Source organism: Paenibacillus gallinarum, assembly GCF_014836635.1.
In the GTDB taxonomy this organism is placed as follows: Bacteria; Bacillota; Bacilli; order Paenibacillales; family Paenibacillaceae; genus Paenibacillus; species Paenibacillus gallinarum.
Map to the genome: position 1 here is coordinate 691,128 of NZ_JACSQL010000002.1, position 20,485 is coordinate 711,612.

Sequence of the window (20,485 nt, forward strand, 5' to 3'; positions counted from 1 at the left end):
GATCGAATTCAGGAAATTTTATTATTTTATATAAAACTTGCAGGGATGCACTTCGTTTATACGTCTATTAATATGGGGAAGGAGGAGAGAGACCATTGATGAAGCAAGATTGATTGAAGATATTGTTCAAGGAGACCATGCGAAATACCCGGAACTTATTAATCAATACAGTAAACATATTTTTCAAGTTACGTATTCTGTTCTTCATCATGTTCAAGATGCTGAGGATGCTGCACAGGAAGCTTTCGTTCAAATCTTTAAATCTCTCCCCCAGTACCGATCGGAAGGGTTTAAGACTTGGATTACACGAATTGCACTGAATAAAGCGATTGATATGAAGAGAAAAGTGAGCCGAAGAGTGGTAACCGAAGCGGGACATGAGAACGATGTAATACATATACCTGACCGGCATGCGGATACGGTGTATCAATTGCTTAAGAAAGAAAAGAAACAAGAACTGCTGAAAAAAATCAGAATGCTTCCTCTCAAGTATCGTGATATTATCATTCTTTATTACCTAAAAGAAAACAATTATGAGCAGATAGCGGAGGAATGCAGTATTGCTGTGAAAACCGTAGAATCCAGGTTATACCGAGCGAGAATATGGATAAGGCAACATTGGAAGGAGGAAGATTGGCGTGAATAACCAAAATAAGGACCGCTTTACGGCTTATATCAAAGGGACACTTACCCAAGCGGAGAGAGAAGAGATAGAACAACAGCTCCTTACTGATGAAGAAGCGCTCGCCTCCTATCTGATGTCTCTTCAGTTATTGAATCAATATGAAGGTTTGGCTCATCAAAACAACAACGAGATGTTTACTTTCCCGGACATCCAAAGTCAAACGGCATTTACCAAGCGGATCATGAAACAAGTTGATTCTGCTGTGAGGAGAGAAGAAAGGAAGAAGAAATCAGGCAGCCTTTCGTGGCAGCATCTTCTCAGTCATAAAATGATTCACTATACGGTAGCTGCTTCGATCACTGTGATCTTTATATCTACAGGTGTATTTGACCGGTTAGCCCCTGGAAATATATACAAGACCGAGACCCAAGCCACACCCCCATATAGTGAGATTATGGTAAAAAAGGCCACAGGCTGGCTAGATACGCTAAAGCCTAAACCGTAATGAATAGATTTACATTCGTTTTAAGAAAGGAAGACAATGCGATGAATATGCAGCAAGACAGAAGTAAACTGCTTGCCTTTTTACTTAACTTTGTGCCGGGACTCGGACATTATTACTATAAGAGCCGGGTAAAAGGATTTATTTATGGATTTTTGTTTTTTGCGATAATTGGATTGGCTTTCTTATTCCTAGTAGGAAATGAAGAAGAGTTTGCTATGTTATTAGTACTAGTAGCAGTATTTTTTTGGTTTATCAGTATGTTTGATATCGTAATTAAACTGCTTCGTGAACCTGAGATTCCGGCATATCCCTCAGGTTATCCTGGATATATTCCTAATACTGATCCGTACGGACAATCTGGTCCAGCACTAGATCCAAACTTAGCCCCTAACCAATCTTTCTATGATAGTTCTCATGATCAAGGACCTGGGGTGGAACCTCCTTTTGCTTTTCCGCCGCATAAAGGATATGTGTATCCAAATCAAGGAAAAGGGAAAGAAAGTGAACGATTCTTTACCATTCTCTTGTCGTTTGTACCTGGGCTCGGACATTTGCACATGGGACTGTTGCAACGCGGGCTTTCTTTTCTAATCGGATTCTTCGGGCTCTCGATTATGCTGTTATTCGTGGCGGTTATTTCGGGGGAAGAAGTCATCCTTTTATTTTTACTTCTACTGCCGGTGATGTGGCTGTACTGTATGTTTGATGCGGTTCAGCATGTGCATCGTAAGCAAGCGGGTGAAATTCTTGAGGATAAGACATTGTTTGAACAGTTGGAACACGGCCGTAGTCATGGTAAACGGAGTAAGGTAATCGCGACGTTACTTGCTGCTTTCCCTGGGGCAGGTCAGATGTATTTAGGGCTTCAAAAAAGAGGACTTCAGCTTATGGTGATATTTTTAGGGAGTATCTACATTTTGGACTTGCTGAATTTATCGCTCTTCCTCTTTCTGATACCGGTCATTTGGTTCTATAGTTTCTTTGATGGGCTTCAGCAGGCGAGCAAATATGGCAGGGAACCCTTATACGATAAACCGGTGGTCGAAGCGTGGACTCGCTATCAGCGATGGATCGGTGCAGCTTTGTTATTCCTTGGTGTGTACTATATTTTGCTGAGACTCGTAATCCCAGAGCTTGAGAGCCGCTTTGAGTCTTTACAAGTCTTTTACAGTCTTCAATCTTACATGAATACCCTTGTTGTATCACTTCTCTTGATCGGGGGCGGGCTGAAATTGTTATTTTCTCCAAAACAGAAAGAAGATGAAGGAGATAGACTGCTTAGAGAACTTGAACGTGATATGGATCTATCCTCTTATCAAGATAAAGGGTTGTAGACTTGGGTCGATGATAAAAAACCGTAGGAACGCCGACTAGGTGTTCTACGGTTTTATTGTTTATTTTTTAAGTAAAAGTCCGCGGTACATTACTTCAAATAAGAATTCAAATGCTTCCAGATGCTTTCTAGCTTCAAACGCATTCTTTCCCCACACATAAATGCCGTGATTCCGAAGCAAAATTCCAGGAACGTTCTTCTGAAGTACGCCAGGTACTAGCTCGGCAATAGAAGGGATATGTGCATAGTTAGGAAGAACAGGCACCTCAATAGTGGCATTTTCCTCCCAGATGTTAAAAGCTTTAATGAGTTCAATGCCTTGAATCGGTACATGACCTTGGTCACCGTAATATTCACTGATCAGGTTATTGAACACGGTATGTACATGAAAAACAGCTCCGCAACCAGTCAAGCGATAAATTTCGCAGTGGATTAATGTCTCCGCACTAGGTTTTAAGTTGGTCGCTTCGCAAGCTTTTCCATCCTTATCTACAAAGAGGAAGTCTTCCGGCGTGCGGGCTGCTTTATCTTTACCGCTTGCGGTAACTGCAAAATGAAACTGCTCAGCATCAAAACCTCCAACACGCATGGAAAGATTTCCACTTGTACCGGGAAACCAACCTCTTTTTGCAAAATCATCTTTTACATCGGCTAGTTCGGAGAGAACACGGTTTTTTTCTTCTGTGGTGATATCTGAAAAAGTCATTTCATTGCCTCCTGAGCACGTTTCAATTGTAAGTCCTCTAATATATCGAAGAAAGTAGTAAATGGAACATGAGGAACCTGCAGTTCTTCACATTTCTTCGTCAAGATCGAACGGGAATAGACTAGATCAGCAATTTTAGCACCTTGGAAGTCTGTGAGACTGTCACCGATGAGTATACGTTCATAGGAATTTGGATCGAATGTACGCATAATGGTTGCTTTACACATTCCACAATCATTCGTGCAGGGGGCTTTACAAGGATGAGGCCACAGGATCTGAATATGATCTCCCGTAAAATCAGCACGGTTACAATAAACATGATCCTTTGGAATCCCAAACGGAGCAAGCAGAGGATCAATAAAGAAATCCATTCCGCCGCTCGTTACATAAAACTCGATACCTTCGTTACGTACATAGCTCAGGAACTCGGCAAAGCCATCCCTAATTCCTGCTTGTCCAAGAACGAACTCGATCACTTCATTTTTTTGCTCAGAAGGAATAAGAGCGAACATTGCGCTTACCCCTTGCTGTAATGAAATTTTCTGATCGACTATATCTTTCATAATCGGCTCATAACCGGCAGGCTGAAAATGCTTCATGATGGCTACGATATTATCGGATAGCGTAATCGTTCCGTCAAAATCGCAGAATAAGACTGTTTTTTTACTCACTATTTTTCTCCTCCCCAAAGCTGCAGGGCACTTGCAAGCTCAGGATGGGCTAAAGCATAATCCGAAAGAGAAACCCCTTGCTGTGCTGCTTCAATAGCTTGTACAAATGCACGTCCTCCGGCTTCTGTCCCCATCGGATGACCGTGAATTCCGCCACCAGCATTTACAATAACGTCTGTACCGAAATCTTGTAAGATCAGTGGAACAAGCCCAGGATGAATTCCCGCTGACGGTACAGGCATACTTTGTTTTACTGACAGTGCTGAAGTTAACAGCTGCTCTTTAATTCCCATATTTTCTTCTCGCGGCATTGTTACTGAACCGTAAGGCGAAGGGAAGAGAACGAGGTCAGCACCCGCAAGACGCATGAGCTGCCCAAGCAGGACGGAAGCAGAGATACCGTGATAAGGAGAAGGATAATAAGCACCGGCAAGCGCTGGGTGAGCCATAATCGGTACCGAAATTTCTGGATCTTTACTCAGTTCGTGCAGGACGTCATAACCGTAAGATAATACATTAAAGAGAAGAGCGTTAGCACCTGCGTCAATCGCTTTTCGAGCTTGCTCATGCAGACGGGAAGTCGGACCAGTGAGATTCGTTGCATACAATAACTTTTTGCCTGTTTCTTTACTCGCTTCTTCCGCAGCCCGAATACATACTTCTACTCTTTTTTCAATTGGAGTCAGTTCATTCTCGAATAGAATTTCATCATCTTTAATTAAATCCACACCGCCAAGTGCCTGGCGCAAGAACTGTTCGCGCAGTTCTGAAGCATTGAGACCGATAACTGATTTAAAAATACTCATTAGCAAGGGGCGATTCGGTACACCTAGAAGATCCCGTACGCCTTGTATACCAAACTTTGGACCAGGGAAATGTGAGGCAAAAGCATCGGAGACACCGAGCTGCATGAGCTTAATTTTGCCGTCCATTGATATTTTTCCAAACACCGTAACGAGCAGTGCCGGGATATCTTTGCTGAAATTAATATCAGGATATGCAATCGTTACATCTCCGTAGCGTTCTCCGGCTTGTGCGTTTTCAGGTTCATGTACTTGTACGTCAAGCACTTGTCCTAAGTGTTGTTTCATTTTCTCTCTCTTTGCTTCCGGTAATTCCGTCCAGCTTCCCACAGTCATACCGATGGCAATGGACTCTGCTTTTTTGTGGAAATTCGCTTTATCATCGTAAATCCGGTACGTTGCTGTACAATAGCTCAATTGATTTCCTCCTTCAAGGCATTGCCCATTTCGCGGGAACGCTCTGCACAGCGATCCACAGCAGCAATGACAGTCTCTTTAAAATTCCCTTTAGCTAACACACCAATAGCCGCCTCGGTTGATCCATTAGGGGAAGTTACTTTTTTGCGTAAGTCTTGTGGACTTTCACCGGTTTGCTGCACCATTTGGGCCGCACCAAGAACTGTCTGTACGGTTAGTTCGCGAGCTTGCTCCGAAGTAAGTCCGCCCTTCACACCTGCTTCGATCAAGGCTTCCATCATGTAATATATGTAGGCGGGCCCGCTTCCTGAGACTCCGGTTAAGGTTTCAATAGTAGATTCATCGACTATGGTGACAATGCCAACCGCCTCAAATAAGGTACGGACTACCTTTTTCTCTTCGCTACTCACTTCTTCTGAAAAAGCAATACCAGTTGCACCGAGACCAATCGTACTGGACGTATTAGGCATCGTGCGGACAACCGGATGTTTTTTGCCAAGAAGCGTCTGGATTGTTTCAATGGTCATCCCGGCTATAACTGACACCACGAGTTGCCCTGGGGATAGAAGCGGTCCTAGATAACGGAGGGCTTCCGCTGCATCTTTGGGTTTCATCGAGAGGACGATGACATCGGTCGTTTGGAGCACATCTTCTTTGGCAGCCGTTTCACGTACCGTAATAACTCCATATTTATTTTCTAGTTCCTGAAGGCGTTCTTTATTGCTGCGGTTCATCATGGTGATGGACGTAGGAGAAAGCACACCTTTTGAAATGAGCCCTCTTGCTATCGCTTCGGCCATGGACCCGGCTCCGTAAAAAGCAACTTTTTTTTGAATGAGTGTACGAATTTCGCTCATAGATGTCATTCCTCCTGATTCATTATTTTACTGTCTGATTTGTCCCGTTCCATAAATACGATATTTGGTTGAGGTAAGTGCAGGGAGTCCCATAGGTCCACGTGCATGCAGTTTTTGCGTGCTAATTCCGATTTCTGCACCATAACCAAATTCAAAACCGTCCGTAAAACGTGTTGATGCATTGTGATAGACGGCTGCAGCATCTACCTGTTGCATGAATTTTGCAGCAATAGTTTGGTCCTCAGTGACAATACACTCAGAATGCATCGTACTATACTGTGCAATATGACCCAGTGCTTCCTCTAGATCATTAACGATCCGGACATTAAGTACATAATCGTTATATTCCGTACTGTAATCAGTCGAGGTAGCGGATATAGCCCATGGAACGAGTTTAACAAAAGCGGAACAACCGCGAAGTTCAACAGAAGAGTTTTTAAATGCTTCCGCAAGCTTTATTATTTTCTCATTTCCATAGTCCTTATGGATTAAAAGTGTCTCCATCGAGTTGCATACCGATGGACGTTGTACTTTTGCATTAAGAGCAATATCGGTAGCCATTTGCTCATCAGCGTCCGCAGCAATATAGGTATGGCAGATTCCAGCACCCGTTTCAATAACAGGAACCGTCGCATTTTCAACCACATTTTGAATGAGAGAGGCGCCGCCTCGAGGAATAATGACATCGAGCAGACCTTTGCATTTTAACATTTCATTTACTGAAGCACGATTTGAATCTTCAATCAGCTGGATAGCTTCAGATGGAACCGGAGTAGAGTTCAGCGCCTGTTTTAATACCTCTACGATCTTTTGGTTTGATGACAAGGCAGAGGAACCACCGCGGAGCACAACAGCATTTCCCGTCTTGAGACTTAGTCCAATTGCATCTACCGTAACATTGGGTCTAGCTTCGTAGATGATTCCGATCAGTCCAAGCGGTACGCGTTCCTTTTCAATGCGTAGACCATTAGGGCGATGAATGACTTCAAGAATGTCTCCAATAGGATCATTCAGCTCAGCGATCTGCCGAAGTCCTTCAGCAATCGTGTGAATTCGTTCTTCATTCAGGCTGAGCCGATCAAGCATAGCAGCAGGAGTTCCATTCTCCTGACCGCGTGCAAGATCGAGCTTGTTCGCTTCAATAATAGAGGACTGCTCCTGAATCAGTGCATCTGCCATAACAAGAAGGGCTGCGTTTTTAACCTCAGAGGATAGACTTGCTAGTAATGCAGTCGTTTCTTTAGCCAGTAATGCTTTCGTTTGTACTTCACTCATTGAAATTCACTCCTTTAGTTAATTTAAGTTAGTCTTACTTAATTTTAAGTAGAATAGAGTCTATGGGAACATTCATCCGTTATTTCAGTGTAATCCATTCATCACGATGAACTACTTCCAAACGACTCATGTTTCCTTCGAGTTTTTTGAGAACTTCCTGACTTGAAAGACCTCTAATCATGCGCAGTTGTTCTTCATCGTAATTTACAATACCACGACCGATGACATCACCTGTCACATTAATAACCTCGATGACATCACCGGCTTGGAAATGACCTTGGACTTCTTGCACCCCTACAGGGAGCAGGCTGTGACCGTCGTGAAGAAGTGCTTTTTCTGCTCCTAGATCGACCTGTACAGAGCCGAGTGGGGATGACATGAATCCAAGCCATTGTTTTTTACGAGGCAGAGAATGAAGGCGTGTATCAAAATAGGTACCTTTTCCTCTATCATAAAAAGCTGCTTTCAAATCTCCTTGCGTAAGGACACGTCCTACAAAGACAGGTACTCCGCCTCTAGTAGCAACCTTGGCTGCATCAACTTTGGAACGCATACCACCTGTACCGACGGCAGAACCGCTTCCGCCAGCAATTGCATAGATCTCCTCTGTAATTTCATCGATTCGGTCATACTTGACTGCATCGGCCTGTTTCCGGGGATCTGCAGTATATAGACCATCGGTATCCGTTAAAATGAGGAGCTTACTCGCTTTAATAAATCCAGCCACAAGCGCTGACAGCATATCGTTATCGCCGAATTTCAGCTCGTCAACAGATACCGTATCATTCTCGTTAATGATAGGGATCACTCGCTGTTTTAATAGCTCATCAATCGTCATGATGGCATTTCCCATCCGTTTGCGGTTTAGGAAATCTGTTCGTGTCAGTAAGATTTGTGCCGTCTTGATTTCATGTCCCGCAAAAGCTTGTTGATATGCTTGCATAAGAAGAGCCTGCCCTACAGCCGCAGCCGCTTGCTTTTCATGAAGCAGCTTGGGCCGCGATGTGTATCCAATGTGACCAAATCCAGCAGCAACTGCTCCAGAAGTGACAAGTAGAACTTCATGACCTTCAGCGTGAAGTGCAGCTATCTCAGCTGCGAAGAATGCAACGGCTTCTTTATGTAATGAGCCTGTGTCCGTGGTTAAAGAACTGCTTCCAATTTTAATAACAATGCGAGAAGACACGCCTGTATTCACTTCCTTTTTAATTGAATGAATTTCATAATTTATTTAATGAATTTGAAAATAAATATACTCTTCATTGATGCAACGTCAGATAGCATGAAAGTGGTTCCTTTAGACAAAATAAAAAAACTTTCGTCCTTGTAATGCAAAGGACGAAAGTTAAATCTTCCGCGGTACCACCTTTGTTGATGATCTAGATCATCCAACTCGTAGACCTTATAACGTTAAGGGAAACGTCCTGTTTTCTTATTAGGCCGCTCAGGGGTAGGTTTCGGAAATGTTCGTGGTAAATTCTTTCAGCCGGGCGGAATTCACTCTCTTTGACACGAAGGGATTTCTTACTGGTCCCGTCAACACGTTTATAATTTTAAATTACTGATAGGATACCATGGAAGATAGACCGTTGCAAAGAGAAATAAGCGCAGATCTTGTAGTATTACTGAAACAACCCAAGCTTTCCGATTCGTCTCGCTGCTTCCCGCAGTCTATCTTCATCACTAAGCAGTCCTACACGGACATATCCCTCACCATGCTGTCCAAAACCGATACCCGGTGCTACTGCTACTTTTGCCTCTCGAAGCAGAAGATCAGCGAACGAAGCAGATGTATACCCTTTAGGCACAGGAAGCCAGCTAAAGAAGGAACCGCCTGGTTTTTTAGCATTGTACCCGATATTTTCGAGTTCACTAAATAGAGCATTTCGCCGAGATTCATAGCGGCCGACAAGCTCAGTAACACACTGCTGAGAAGAAGTCAGTGCCGTCTGCGCAGCTACCTGAATGCCTCCGAATAAGCTTACATACATATGGTCTTGTAGCTGATTAATAAGTTTAATAATCTCTGCATTTCCGAGAGCAAAACCAACTCTCCATCCTGCCATATTATAGGTTTTGGACAAAGTGTAGAATTCAACGCCTACTTCTTTGGCGCCTGGTGTCTCTAAAAAACTGATAGGACGATGGCCGTCAAAACCAATAGCGCCATAAGCAAAGTCACTTGCAACAACAATACCATTCTTAGTCGCAAATTCTACCGTATCTTCATAGAAGGAGCTTGGAGCAATGGCAGCTGTCGGGTTATTCGGATAATTGAGAAACATCAGTTTTGCTTTATTGGCATCTCGCTCTGAAATCGCACTGTAATCAGGTAAGAAATCATTGGACGCAAGTAGCGGCATAAATGACATTTCTGCCTTGGCAAGAGCGACTCCGGACCAGTAATCAGGATAACCTGGGTCGGGCACGAGACACACATCCCCTGGATTCAATAGAACTTGAGGAAGTTCTACAAGTCCTGTTTTTCCGCCAAACAAAATGGCTACTTCTGTTTCAGGATCGAGCTCAACACCATAATCCTCTTTATAGCGGTGAGCAATCGCTTCTTTTAGAAAAGGAAAGCCGCTAAATGGAGAATATTTATGATAAAGCGGATTGTCCGCTGCTTCTTGCAAGGAAGATACGATATGCTTCGGAGTAGGTGTATCTGGATTTCCTTGTCCTAGATTAATGACATCATGTCCTGCCATGATCTCACGGTTTACATTTTGAACAAGCGTAGCAAAAAACTGAGTAGGCAGATGGTTCATAATCTCAGCAGGTTCGATCGTAAATCTGGACTTCGCAGGCTGAACATGAGAAGAGTTCATTTCATCACTCCGGTTTCATCATAGTAAAAAGTAATATAAATCTATCATGATTTATCCTAGCTGTATAGATGGAATTCGCTTATAAAGACTTGTGTGATTTGGAAGAAAACGTCTATGATAGGATGAACTTATTTTATATGAATCTGGTTGAAGTGTAAAAGGAGAATAAGATGATGACGAATCTAAATAGTGAGATTAGTAACGTGTCAGAAGAAGCGAATAATTCATCCGTTCAGATTGTATTACTTCAGAGTGATATTCAGATTGGAAAGCCAGATGTTAACCGTAAGCATATGCAGGAGCTTATTCAGCAGGCGATGGAGAAGGGTCCGAATACGGATATCATTGTACTGCCTGAGATGTGGAACACGGGATATGCACTTACAGAGATTCATGAACTGGCAGATCAACATGGGAAAATGGAACGAGAGTGGCTGCAAGAATATGCTGCTCGTTATAAAGTGAATATTGTAGCAGGTTCTATTTCTGAAATCGTGGATGAAAAGATTTATAACAGTATGTACGTATTTAATAGAGAAGGAAAAGAAGTGGCACGTTATGCAAAAATGCACTTATTTAGGCTCATGGATGAAGAGAAATACCTTGCATCCGGAGAAGAACCGATTACTTTCAGTTTTGACGGTAACTGGACTGCCGGAGCTTCGATTTGCTATGACATCCGTTTCCCTGAACTTGGAAGAACGCTTGCCTTAGCTGGGGCGAAGGTGTTATTTGTGCCGGCGGAATGGCCGCATCCACGTTTACATCACTGGCGTACTTTACTTATGGCCAGAGCAATTGAGAATCAGATGTATGTGGTATCCTGCAATCGTGTTGGTGTAAGTAAAGATACCACCTTTTTTGGTCATTCCATGATCATTGACCCGTGGGGGGAAATCGTGATGGAGGGTGGAGACCAAGAAGAGATTCTTACGGGTATGATTGATCCGGCGCTGGTAGACGAAGTACGGGGAAGAATTCCGGTCTTTGAAGATCGTAGACCAAACCTTTATTTTCAGCGGAAATAAAAAATATAATTAAATTGTTTCGTTTCCTGGGTAGAAGGTTAATAGATAATATCCCGTCACCAAAAGGAGATGATCACCATGGAAAACCGTAAGGCTAACCATTTGGAAGAGAAACTCAGGCGACAAGTTCACAAGTATGTGAGGGATGATAGAGAAAGACCTTTCCTAGAAAGCAGGGATGGAGATTTATCTCCCCCCAGAGTCTGACCGAGACTGGAGACAGGTAAGTCAAACAGGCTGGATTCCAATGCATGAACCTAACAAATATGTAAAACATTAAAGCGTAAGCGTACAAATTAGATTTCGTCCTTTTTGAAGTAGTGAGTAATTACTGTAAAAAGACAGCAGAACAGCCCGGATCATCCGGGCTGTTTTTGTGTTTATTTTTGCCATTCGGTAGACATTTCTTCAATTGTTGTTCGAAAGGTCTCTATAAAAGCTTCCGCAGCTCCGGATAGATAGCGTCCTTTACGGTAAGCAATAACGAGTGTGCGACTCGGCGCAGCTTCAATCGGCAGATAAACGGGGACAAATTCACTTCGCGGCGTCCTTGCGATAAACCTTGGAACAAGGGTGATTCCCATACCTGTAGCCACAAGTGATTGTACAGTTTCCATGTTATTACTCTCGAACACCACTTTAGGTTCAAAGCCTGCTGCTTGGCACAAGTCAAAGGTCAGTTTACGAAATCCCTGGCCTTTTTTTAGTACGACAAAAGACTCTCCCGCAAGTTCTTCTAACTTCACTGGAGACGAAGATGCTGGATTACGGAGTGCAAGGGGATGATCTTTGGGAACGGCTAAATCAATCCGTTCTTCGCCAATCTCGATGTAAGATAGAGAAGGCTCTTGAAGAGGAAGTGATAACAAGCTGAGATCACTTTTGCCGCTCGCTGTTAATTTTTCTAGGTTCATAGAAGAGTCCTCTAGCAAGGTGATTTCGATATCGGGATAATTTTCACGAAAAGTAGGAAGTACATGCGGCAAAAGATGGGAGCCTGTGATCGGCATACTTCCAACAATGACCTTTCCTTTACGAAGCTGAGAGATATCCGACATTTCTTGCTTAAGAAGTTCAACGGCATCAAGAATGTCACTTGCTTTCGATACAAAAGAAGCACCCGCATGAGTTAGTTCAACAGAACTTGTGTTGCGCTGGAAAAGTAAAACCCCCAGTTCTTTCTCAAGCTTAGATAACTGCTGACTTAGCGAGGGCTGAGCAATATGAAGTTTTTCAGCAGCCCTTGAAAAGTTTTTCTCTGCTGCAATTTGAAGGGCATATTGTAATTGTCTGAGTTCCATAATGGTTCACCTCATGTTTATAAGAAAATACTATACTAGGAATATTCTACTTTTAGTATATAGGTTTTTCCTTTAATGAGATATCTAATTTATTGAAAAGAACAATAAGTGCATAGCGTACTAGCCATTGTTGAATAATGAGGAGGACCCTAGATCTCTATATATAGAGAATAAAAGAAGGAGATGCTTAATCGTTGAAAAATTCACTTACTAGTAAAATAAAGCGAAGCCTTGCTGCAGGCTCACTTCTGCTCATTCTACTTCCTTCCAGTATATGGGTTCAATATACGATGCCTACTGCTCATGCTGAGCCTGCTTATGCGAAGTGGGGTGTGATTGCTGTAAAGAAAGCTGAGACCAAGTATGGTGCTCCTGTGAAGGATTATGCTCACATCGGAAGAACGGTTATTTCGGAATCTATAGCAGAAGAGAAATTTCGTCTACTAATAAAAAAAGAAAATCAGGAATTCACTGTTGAGGTCACAGTCCGATTTAACCCGCAAACCGATGAATTATCAAACGTTGATTTTACAGCTATAAATTAGTGGAGTGGAGCAAATTTATGAATACCAAGGTTAAGTGATGGTGCAAAGTTCTATAAGATGCACTTTTCACTTAACCTATGGAATTTGTGCATGGCACCACGAAATAGTCTATAGGATAATCCTATCAGTTCTATAGTTTTTATATCTTGGAACAATATGTGTTTCTCATGCTATATTGAGTTCATTAATAGAAGCGACATGTGATGTCTTTCTAAATAGAGAACGAAAATTTAGCTGAGGTGAAAAAAATGAGCAAAAAGACGATGTTCGAAAAAATTTGGGATAACCATGTGATTACACAAGAAGAAGGAAAGCCAAGCATTCTCTATATTGATCTGCACCTTGTTCATGAAGTTACCTCTCCGCAAGCATTTGAGGGACTGCGTCTCAGCGGACGAAAGGTTCGCCGTCCTGAGCTTACTTTTGCTACGATGGATCATAATGTACCGACGAAAGATCGTTATAATATTACAGATCCGATCTCAAAACAGCAGATCGACACCCTCTCTGCAAACTGTCGTGAATTTGGCGTTAAGCTGTATGACCTTGATACTCTTGATCAAGGGGTCGTTCACGTAATGGGCCCAGAACTTGGATTAACTCATCCTGGAAAAACAATTGTATGCGGTGACAGTCACACTTCCACACATGGTGCATTTGGTGCACTTGCCTTTGGTATTGGAACAAGTGAAGTAGAACACGTACTAGCAACCCAATGTTTACAGCAAGCAAAAGCAAAAACAATGGAAGTTCGCTTTGTCGGCCAGCGTAAAGCAGGCGTAACTGCTAAAGATATGATTCTGGGTGTTATCGCTAAATACGGTACTGATTTTGCTACAGGCTACGTTATCGAGTATACAGGGGAATCGATTCGTTCCCTCAGCATGGAAGAACGCATGACTGTATGTAACATGTCGATCGAAGGCGGAGCAAGAGCAGGGATGATCGCTCCAGATGAAACGACTTATAATTATCTTAAAGGTCGTCAGTATGTACCGAAAGACACGGATTTTGAAGCTGCTAAACTTAGATGGGATGAACTTACAACGGACGAAGGAGCAGAATTTGATACGGTTCTGGAGTTTGATGTAGAGTCACTTATTCCACAAGTAACCTGGGGAACAAGCCCAGGTATGGGAACAGATATTTCCTCTCGTGTTCCAGTTCCAGCTGAACTTCCGACGGAAAATGAACGTAAAGCTGCTGAAAAAGCAATTGAATATATGGGACTTATCCCAGGAACACCGATGGCTGATATTGAGATTGATTACGTATTTATTGGATCCTGTACAAATGGACGGATCGAAGACCTTCGGGCAGCAGCCGATATCGCGAAAGGATATAAAGTATCTGATCGTGTTACCGCAATTGTTGTACCAGGTTCAGGACGAGTGAAAATCCAGGCAGAAGAAGAAGGACTGGATAAAGTATTTATAGAAGCTGGTTTTGAGTGGCGTGAAGCGGGATGCAGTATGTGTCTTGCTATGAATCCAGATGTGCTTCAACCAGGACAACGGTGTGCTTCCACATCTAACCGTAACTTTGAAGGTCGCCAAGGTCGAGGCGGACGGACTCATTTGGTATCGCCAGCAATGGCAGCAGCAGCAGCTATTAAAGGGCGTTTTGTAGATGTTAGGGATTGGAAACTGAAATCAGAAGTTGCGAACTAACGCGGAGAGGAGCTATTTAACATGGAGGCTTTTACAAAATTATCAGGTATTGTAGCACCCGTTGACCGGGTAAACGTGGATACAGATGCGATTATCCCAAAACAGTTTTTGAAACGAATTGAACGTACAGGATTTGGACAATTTCTATTTTACGAATGGAGATTTGATCAAGAAGGGAATGAGATCACTTCATTTACTTTGAATCAACCGGAATTCAAGGGAGCTTCAGTTCTCCTATCTAGAGCTAACTTTGGATGTGGTTCTTCTCGTGAACATGCGCCGTGGGCTATCATGGACTTTGGATTTCGCTCAGTCATTGCTCCTTCTTATGCAGATATCTTCTATAACAACTGTTTCAAAAATGGAATTCTTCCGATCAAATTGTCTGAAGAACAAGTTGAAGATCTGTTTCAGCGTACAAGTCAGCATGATGGCTATCAGTTAAACATTGATTTAGAGAATAAAACGATTACGGATGCCTACGGATTAGAGATTCACTTTGACCTTGATGAGCACCGCAGACAGTTCCTTTTGCAAGGGCTTGATGATATCGGTTTGACTTTACAGCATGCTGATGCAATTTCGGAGTATGAAAATAAGCACTCTTCCATTTTATTCGGCTAAATTTCAAAATAGAGAAAAGATCTGATGGTCCATGTGATCCTCAGATCTTTTTTTATTTTTCGTGAACTGGAATCAATTTCAATTATTCTCTATTAAAAGTGCAACTAACAAAAGACAATTTTAATATTTTTATCGGAAAATGTTAAAAAATATGCTAAAATGTTACAGTAAGACTGGATGTTTTCCCTAATTATTTCAAATAAAGAGGTAATAATTCGCAACTTTCACACGTTTCTCTCGTCTATTATTAAGTTATTAGTAAATTTAGCTAATTTATTAGCAAATGTTTACTAGAGCGAAATAATACAGAATTGGAAGGGTGAAGGATGAAAAAGTTAAAAATTTTGGTCGCGTTGCTCTGTTTTGTATGGATATTTCCTGGATATGGACAAGCAGCCGCCAACATCAAGATTTATCTCGATGGTAGTCAGGTAAGTTTATCTTCTGGTGCAAGTGCTGAGCTCATCAGTAACAAAGTCATGATACCTATTCGTGTCGTCTCAGAGAAACTAGGATACAGCGTCGGTTGGGAACAGAAGACGAAGACGGTTACTATAATTCAAGATGAAAAAGTAATAAAAATGGTAGTAGGAAAAAAAACTGCCACCGTTGACGGTTCCAAAATAAGTCTCGATATGGCTCCGATTATTAAAAAAGGGACGACGCTTGTTCCGATTCGTTTCATTGCAGAGGCAATGGGAATGAAGGTGAGTTGGAACAACCAAACCAAATCCGTATATCTTGTATCTCAACATAGCGGATCTGGCGGTGAAACGATTCAGCCACCTGCTGCAGGTAACGAATCCGATTTAACCCAGGTGAATGGGATCAGCTTTTCAGACAGTAAACTTATGATCGCAACAAGCGGAGGAGCTGTACCTTCTGCCTTCGCAATGACTTCGCCGAATCGAATTGTCGTTGATATTCCTCATTCGGAATTCAGCAGCCTTTTTGAAGGGACGCAAGCGCTTGACCTGACGAAAAGTACAGCAGGGCAGATCATTGTTGATGGCTATCCAGGTGTGGATAAAGTAAGATACTCCCTCTTTAGTGAGAGTCCATCGACTGTTCGTGTTGTTGTGGATCTGAGTAAAGCCATGACATACAAGCTGTCAACAACCTCAGCAGGTCTCATTACCGTAACGTTTAACACAAGCGGAGGGGCAACAACGCCGACTCCAACTGTGAAGAAAACGGTGGTCATTGATGCAGGTCATGGGGATCAAGATCCAGGTGCTATTGGTGTAACAGGCAAGAGAGAAAAGGATTTTAATCTATCCCTTGCACTGAAAATTGAACAACTATTGAAAAAAGAGTCAGCTATTAAAGTCGTTATGACTCGGGATGATGACACATTCCTTAAACTATCTGAACGTGTTAGTCTAGCGAATAAAGCGAAAGCAGATCTTTTCCTTTCTATTCATGCGAACAGTGGACCGGCTTCTGCTACAGGTTCTGAAACCTTTTACTACCGTGCGAACAGTAAATCACTTGCGAGCACAGTCCATAAATATATGGTACAGGCCGCTGGACTAAAAGACCGCGGAGTAAAAACAGGGAACTTTGCAGTTATCCGTGATACAACAATGCCCGCTATTTTGCTAGAGGTTGGATTCCTATCCAACAAAAATGACGAAGCTGCTCTCTTTAATGAAACATTCCAGAACCGAGTTGCTGAAGGTGTTGTTAAAGGCATGAAGGAATACTTAAACGTGAAATAAGAGAAGTGAAGGGGGATTTGACTAATGAACAATAAAAAGTGGTGGATGATCACTCTTCTTGCAGCAATGCTCTTGGTAGTAACGGCTTGTGGAGCCGACAAACCTACGGCAGCTCCATCCGAGCAGCAAGGCAGCGGTGCAGGAGAATCGGATATTCCAGCAGATAATTTACAACCGACTGAAGATCCCATTAATACAGAACCAAGTGATGATGTGACAAACGGGGATCCAGAGGGTACTCCTGTTACTGGAGGTACAACGGAGGGACAAGCGAACGGGGGGGCAACAGCTCCTTCTGAAGAGACTAAGCAAGAAACGATCACACTATATTACACAGACCCCGAACAGTTGGAATTAAAAGAAACAAAAGGTGAAATCACCTTTAAAACGGACTGGAGTAAATATGAGGGAGCTTTCAAAGCATTACAGAAAAGTGATAGTGAGGAATTGATTCCGCTTTGGTCCGAAGAGATTACAATTAATAAACTCGAAGTGGATGGTGGAAAGATTACCCTTGATCTTAAAATTCCAGCTACTGCTAATCTCGGTTCCGGTGGAGAACAATTTGCACTTGATGCTCTTAAACAAACTTTCTTCCAGTTTGATGAAGTTACATCCCTTGAACTACTCGTCGATGGTGAACAGAAAGAAAGCTTGATGGGACATGTTGAACTTGAACACCCCATGACAAAAGAATAGGGAGCAGGACAATCGTTTGTCCGGCTGCCGACATGGCAAAAGATTTGATGTGCATATAAGAGAGGAGAAATTATTTTGACTTTCAAACCTAGCAATATCAATTCCATTCCTTCTAAAAAAATGGTATCTGCCATGCTCGCCAGCCTGATGGCGCTTAGTGCCTACGCAGGAGTAGCGGGAGCTGAAACAGCTCCCGTTTCTGTTACGGCTAAAGCGGCAACAGGTATGTTCAGTGATGTGAAGAGCGGGTATTGGGCAGAGAAGCATATTTACAAATTAGCATCTCAAAATATTCTTCTAGGTAACAACGGATTGTTTAGACCAGGTGATGCAGTAACCCAGCAAGAAGCGATTACGATGGCCATTCGATTTGTGAATAGAGAATCAGAACTTCCTGCCGCTGATAAAGCAAAACTTCCAGCAGGGATTTCAACAAGCAATTATTTTAAATCCTATGTTTCATTGGCATTTGATCTCGATCTAGTTGATGAGAAGGAAGAAGCAAAAGTAAAGATTGATAAAGGGACATGGGGAGAGAAAAAAGCTTCTCGTGAATGGATTACAAAGTTGTTAATTAGAGCCATCGATAAAGAAGCAGAAGCGAAGGCAGCCGGAAATGCGCCTACCGATTTTGCGGATAATGACAAAATATCGGATGGTGTGAAAGGCTACGTAAGTGTAGCAGTTGATTTGAATATTGCCCAGGGAATATCAGGGAATAAATTCAATCCACAGGGAAATGTAACTCGTGCTCAGTTAGCGACGTTCTTTAGTCGTGGCGGGGGCTACAAAGATTATTCTTATGCAGGACAACACAAGGGATACATAACCGAACTGACAGACAGCAAAATAACCTTGTACACCGGCAGTACATATGTAACATTCACAAGAAATGCAAATACGCCTTTCTTTACGAGTGCTTCTGAGCTGAAGATTACTGCGGCTGACATTGCATTATACAGCGAAGTCATGGTAGCCGGTAAAAACCAAACGGCTACTTATGTAGAGAGCTTAGATAATACACCGAAGACGGAATCCGTAGAAGGCAGCTTTGAACGTCTGTCTGGAAACAAACTATGGTTATTTGCCGGAGATACGTATCAAGAATACACATTCACAGATAAAACCGTATTTTACGATCAAAATGGTAATGCCATTAAAGCTGCAGACTTAACTGCAGGAAGTGTTATAGAGATTCAGAGAGAAACATTTACTACACAAAAAAATCCAGTTGCTGTTCGTGTGAAATCAGGCGTAGTAAATAAGACAGCTACGGGTAAAGTTCAATCTGTTGATCCAACATCTAAAACAGTTACCGTAGTGAACGACTCAGGGACTATCGATGTACTCAAAATTCAAGATGGAATTAGTGTGATTAGATATCAAAATGAGATTGTAGCTTTATCTGAGTTGAAAATAGGAACAGCAGTGAAGTATACAATCAAAGACAGTATTGCTCAATCGATTGAAATTACAGCAGGTGTAGAACGTACGGTTCGAGGTACACTGTATGAGCTTGGTGCTAATCATTCGACTATTACCTATATGAGAGATGGCGGCTCGCTAGAAGTGAAGCTCTTGGCCTCAAATCCTCAGATTGTAATTAGTGGAATAGAGCAGCCGATCATCAGTGATCTGCTGGCAGATGGCAAAGCAGGTGACGTGGTAGAAATCACGCTGAATAGTAATGAAGAGGTTACTAAAATTGAAGTACTGAATCGTCAGATGGAACGGGTGAATTTGGCTACGGTTGTTTCTTATAACAATAAAACGAAACTACTTACCGTACTCGACGCCAACAAGAAACCTCAGGTGTTTACACTTGATGAAAAAACAAAACTCGAGTATAACGCCACATCTCCGACGCTGGCGGGTATTGAATCTTATCTGACAGAAGGCCGTAAAGTGAACCTTAATACGATTGGGACACGCGCTTTATCTTTGTCGATCGTTTACAAGTATGAAGGAACAGTTACGGAACTGAGTACAAGTTCCAAGAACGTGAAACTGCTTCAGACGAATGGAGAAAGCATCACTTTGCCTTACCAAACGACTCCTTCTGTTGAGTTATATGGAAAGAGCAGTGCTTCCTTGTCTGATGTAAAAGCAGGCGATAAGATTACAGCTATGCTAGGTGCAAATCAGGACGTTATTAGTAAAATATATGTGAAATCTGCAGTGCAATTTGAACTGCAATCACTGAATTTGTCTACCTACCGTGCTGAGGTGAAAAAAGATGGAGCTACAAGCCAAATTTATGTAGACAAACTATCTATTACAGGCGATAATGGAGCAGCTATGAAACCAGCTGATCTAAAATTAGGTTCGCTTATCAATGTATCTTTTGATGGCAATACGCCGCAGTCCATCCAAGTTGTAAAACAAACATGGGGCGAAATTAGCAGCATTAGTGGAAATATAGTAACTTATAAGACCGCTTCGGGTTCAAGTGAATCTGTGAATACGAGTAAGGTTAAAGTAGTCAAGAATGGCAGCACGTCTACCACGCTTGGTTCGCTTACTACGGCTGATCATGTCATCTTTACCCAAGATGCAGATGGAACTCCAGTATTTCATGTGCTTTCACCTGTATCAAAAGCGTTTTGGACATATAGTGCGTCTACCAATGAACTACAAGTAAAACGCACTTCTACGACAGACACTAACTATCGCTATCAATTGTCACCGAATGTTTACATTCATCAAGGTGATAGTACTTTGAGCGTGCAATCTCTCAAAGATAATGATAATATTGTATTGTATCTGCTCAATAACGTAGTAGTTGAGATTTCCAAACCGTAGTCATTTCTTTAAGCAGTAAGAAGAAGAATGACCGTCTTGATACGGACTAGCCGTATCAAGACGTTTTTTTTG

General features: G+C 42.3%; 18 protein-coding genes and 1 other annotated feature. Of the genes, 10 read left to right on the forward strand and 8 right to left on the reverse strand.

Features of this window, described 5'->3' with window-relative positions:
• The first annotated feature begins 109 nt into the window (after nt 1-109).
• From H9647_RS08455 to H9647_RS08465, 3 genes are read left to right on the forward strand one after another with little or no spacing between them, the layout of a single operon-like run.
• Nucleotides 110-646, forward strand: coding sequence for an RNA polymerase sigma factor (locus H9647_RS08455; protein ID WP_225229132.1), 537 nt, complete (start codon nt 110-112; stop codon nt 644-646).
• On the forward strand, nt 639-1,130 hold the full coding sequence (locus H9647_RS08460) for an anti-sigma factor family protein (protein WP_191799290.1): 492 nt from the start codon (nt 639-641) through the stop codon (nt 1,128-1,130). Before H9647_RS08455 ends, H9647_RS08460 begins: the two co-directional genes overlap by 8 nt.
• A 47-nt stretch (nt 1,131-1,177) precedes the next feature.
• Nucleotides 1,178-2,464 (forward strand): multi-tm2 domain protein, encoded by a 1,287-nt coding sequence (locus H9647_RS08465; RefSeq protein ID WP_404822603.1) that lies wholly within the window; start codon nt 1,178-1,180, stop codon nt 2,462-2,464.
• 60 nt (nt 2,465-2,524) lie between these two features.
• Here the strand turns inward: H9647_RS08465 and H9647_RS08470 are convergent, their stop codons facing one another.
• The 7 genes from H9647_RS08470 to H9647_RS08500 all read right to left on the reverse strand — a co-directional run bounded on the left by H9647_RS08470 (nt 2,525) and on the right by H9647_RS08500 (nt 10,023).
• Nucleotides 2,525-3,169 carry a methylthioribulose 1-phosphate dehydratase gene (locus H9647_RS08470; protein ID WP_191799291.1) on the reverse strand — a complete coding sequence of 215 codons (645 nt, stop codon included), beginning with the start codon at nt 3,167-3,169 and terminating at the stop codon, nt 2,525-2,527.
• Nucleotides 3,166-3,843 carry a 2-hydroxy-3-keto-5-methylthiopentenyl-1-phosphate phosphatase gene (locus tag H9647_RS08475; RefSeq protein ID WP_191799467.1) on the reverse strand — a complete coding sequence of 226 codons (678 nt, stop codon included), beginning with the start codon at nt 3,841-3,843 and terminating at the stop codon, nt 3,166-3,168. Before H9647_RS08475 ends, H9647_RS08470 begins: the two co-directional genes overlap by 4 nt.
• Nucleotides 3,840-5,060, reverse strand: coding sequence for a 2,3-diketo-5-methylthiopentyl-1-phosphate enolase (locus tag H9647_RS08480; protein WP_191799292.1), 1,221 nt, complete (start codon nt 5,058-5,060; stop codon nt 3,840-3,842). The genes H9647_RS08475 and H9647_RS08480 overlap by 4 nt, the downstream gene beginning before the upstream one ends.
• Nucleotides 5,057-5,917, reverse strand: a complete 861-nt coding sequence (gene proC, locus H9647_RS08485; protein WP_225229135.1) for a pyrroline-5-carboxylate reductase — start codon at nt 5,915-5,917, stop codon at nt 5,057-5,059. The genes H9647_RS08480 and proC overlap by 4 nt, the downstream gene beginning before the upstream one ends.
• Before the next feature lie 27 nt (nt 5,918-5,944).
• Nucleotides 5,945-7,192 carry a glutamate-5-semialdehyde dehydrogenase gene (locus H9647_RS08490; RefSeq protein WP_191799294.1) on the reverse strand — a complete coding sequence of 416 codons (1,248 nt, stop codon included), beginning with the start codon at nt 7,190-7,192 and terminating at the stop codon, nt 5,945-5,947.
• 79 nt (nt 7,193-7,271) lie between these two features.
• A complete protein-coding gene (proB, locus tag H9647_RS08495) occupies nt 7,272-8,378 on the reverse strand; it encodes a glutamate 5-kinase (protein WP_191799295.1) in 1,107 nt (368 codons plus the stop codon).
• A gap of 145 nt (nt 8,379-8,523) precedes the next feature.
• Nucleotides 8,524-8,741: a binding site (T-box leader), on the reverse strand.
• 73 nt (nt 8,742-8,814) lie between these two features.
• A complete protein-coding gene (locus H9647_RS08500; protein ID WP_191799296.1) occupies nt 8,815-10,023 on the reverse strand; it encodes a pyridoxal phosphate-dependent aminotransferase in 1,209 nt (402 codons plus the stop codon).
• 173 nt (nt 10,024-10,196) lie between these two features.
• Here H9647_RS08500 and H9647_RS08505 point away from each other — a divergent pair, with 173 nt between their 5' ends.
• Nucleotides 10,197-11,051 carry a carbon-nitrogen family hydrolase gene (locus tag H9647_RS08505; RefSeq protein ID WP_191799468.1) on the forward strand — a complete coding sequence of 285 codons (855 nt, stop codon included), beginning with the start codon at nt 10,197-10,199 and terminating at the stop codon, nt 11,049-11,051.
• Between the two features lie 380 nt (nt 11,052-11,431).
• On the opposite strand, the gene H9647_RS08510 is transcribed toward H9647_RS08505, so the two are convergent.
• Entirely contained in the window at nt 11,432-12,352 is a 921-nt protein-coding gene (locus H9647_RS08510) for a LysR family transcriptional regulator (protein WP_191799297.1), read from the reverse strand.
• Nucleotides 12,353-12,546: 194 nt separating this feature from the next.
• Between H9647_RS08510 and H9647_RS08515 the strand changes: the two genes are divergently transcribed.
• From H9647_RS08515 to H9647_RS08540, 6 genes are all read left to right on the forward strand, one after another.
• The gene (locus H9647_RS08515; protein ID WP_191799298.1) at nt 12,547-12,897 is read left to right on the forward strand and encodes a DUF3889 domain-containing protein; all 351 of its coding nucleotides are present in this window, start codon (nt 12,547-12,549) and stop codon (nt 12,895-12,897) included.
• 248 nt (nt 12,898-13,145) lie between these two features.
• Entirely contained in the window at nt 13,146-14,567 is a 1,422-nt protein-coding gene (gene leuC / locus H9647_RS08520) for a 3-isopropylmalate dehydratase large subunit (RefSeq protein WP_191799299.1), read from the forward strand.
• Between the two features lie 21 nt (nt 14,568-14,588).
• On the forward strand, nt 14,589-15,191 hold the full coding sequence (gene leuD, locus H9647_RS08525; RefSeq protein WP_191799300.1) for a 3-isopropylmalate dehydratase small subunit: 603 nt from the start codon (nt 14,589-14,591) through the stop codon (nt 15,189-15,191).
• A gap of 326 nt (nt 15,192-15,517) precedes the next feature.
• A complete protein-coding gene (locus H9647_RS08530; protein ID WP_191799301.1) occupies nt 15,518-16,912 on the forward strand; it encodes an N-acetylmuramoyl-L-alanine amidase family protein in 1,395 nt (464 codons plus the stop codon).
• A gap of 24 nt (nt 16,913-16,936) precedes the next feature.
• The gene (locus tag H9647_RS08535; protein ID WP_191799302.1) at nt 16,937-17,611 is read left to right on the forward strand and encodes a GerMN domain-containing protein; all 675 of its coding nucleotides are present in this window, start codon (nt 16,937-16,939) and stop codon (nt 17,609-17,611) included.
• Between the two features lie 75 nt (nt 17,612-17,686).
• Nucleotides 17,687-20,413, forward strand: a complete 2,727-nt coding sequence (locus H9647_RS08540) for an S-layer homology domain-containing protein (protein WP_191799303.1) — start codon at nt 17,687-17,689, stop codon at nt 20,411-20,413.
• Nucleotides 20,414-20,485 lie beyond the last annotated feature (72 nt).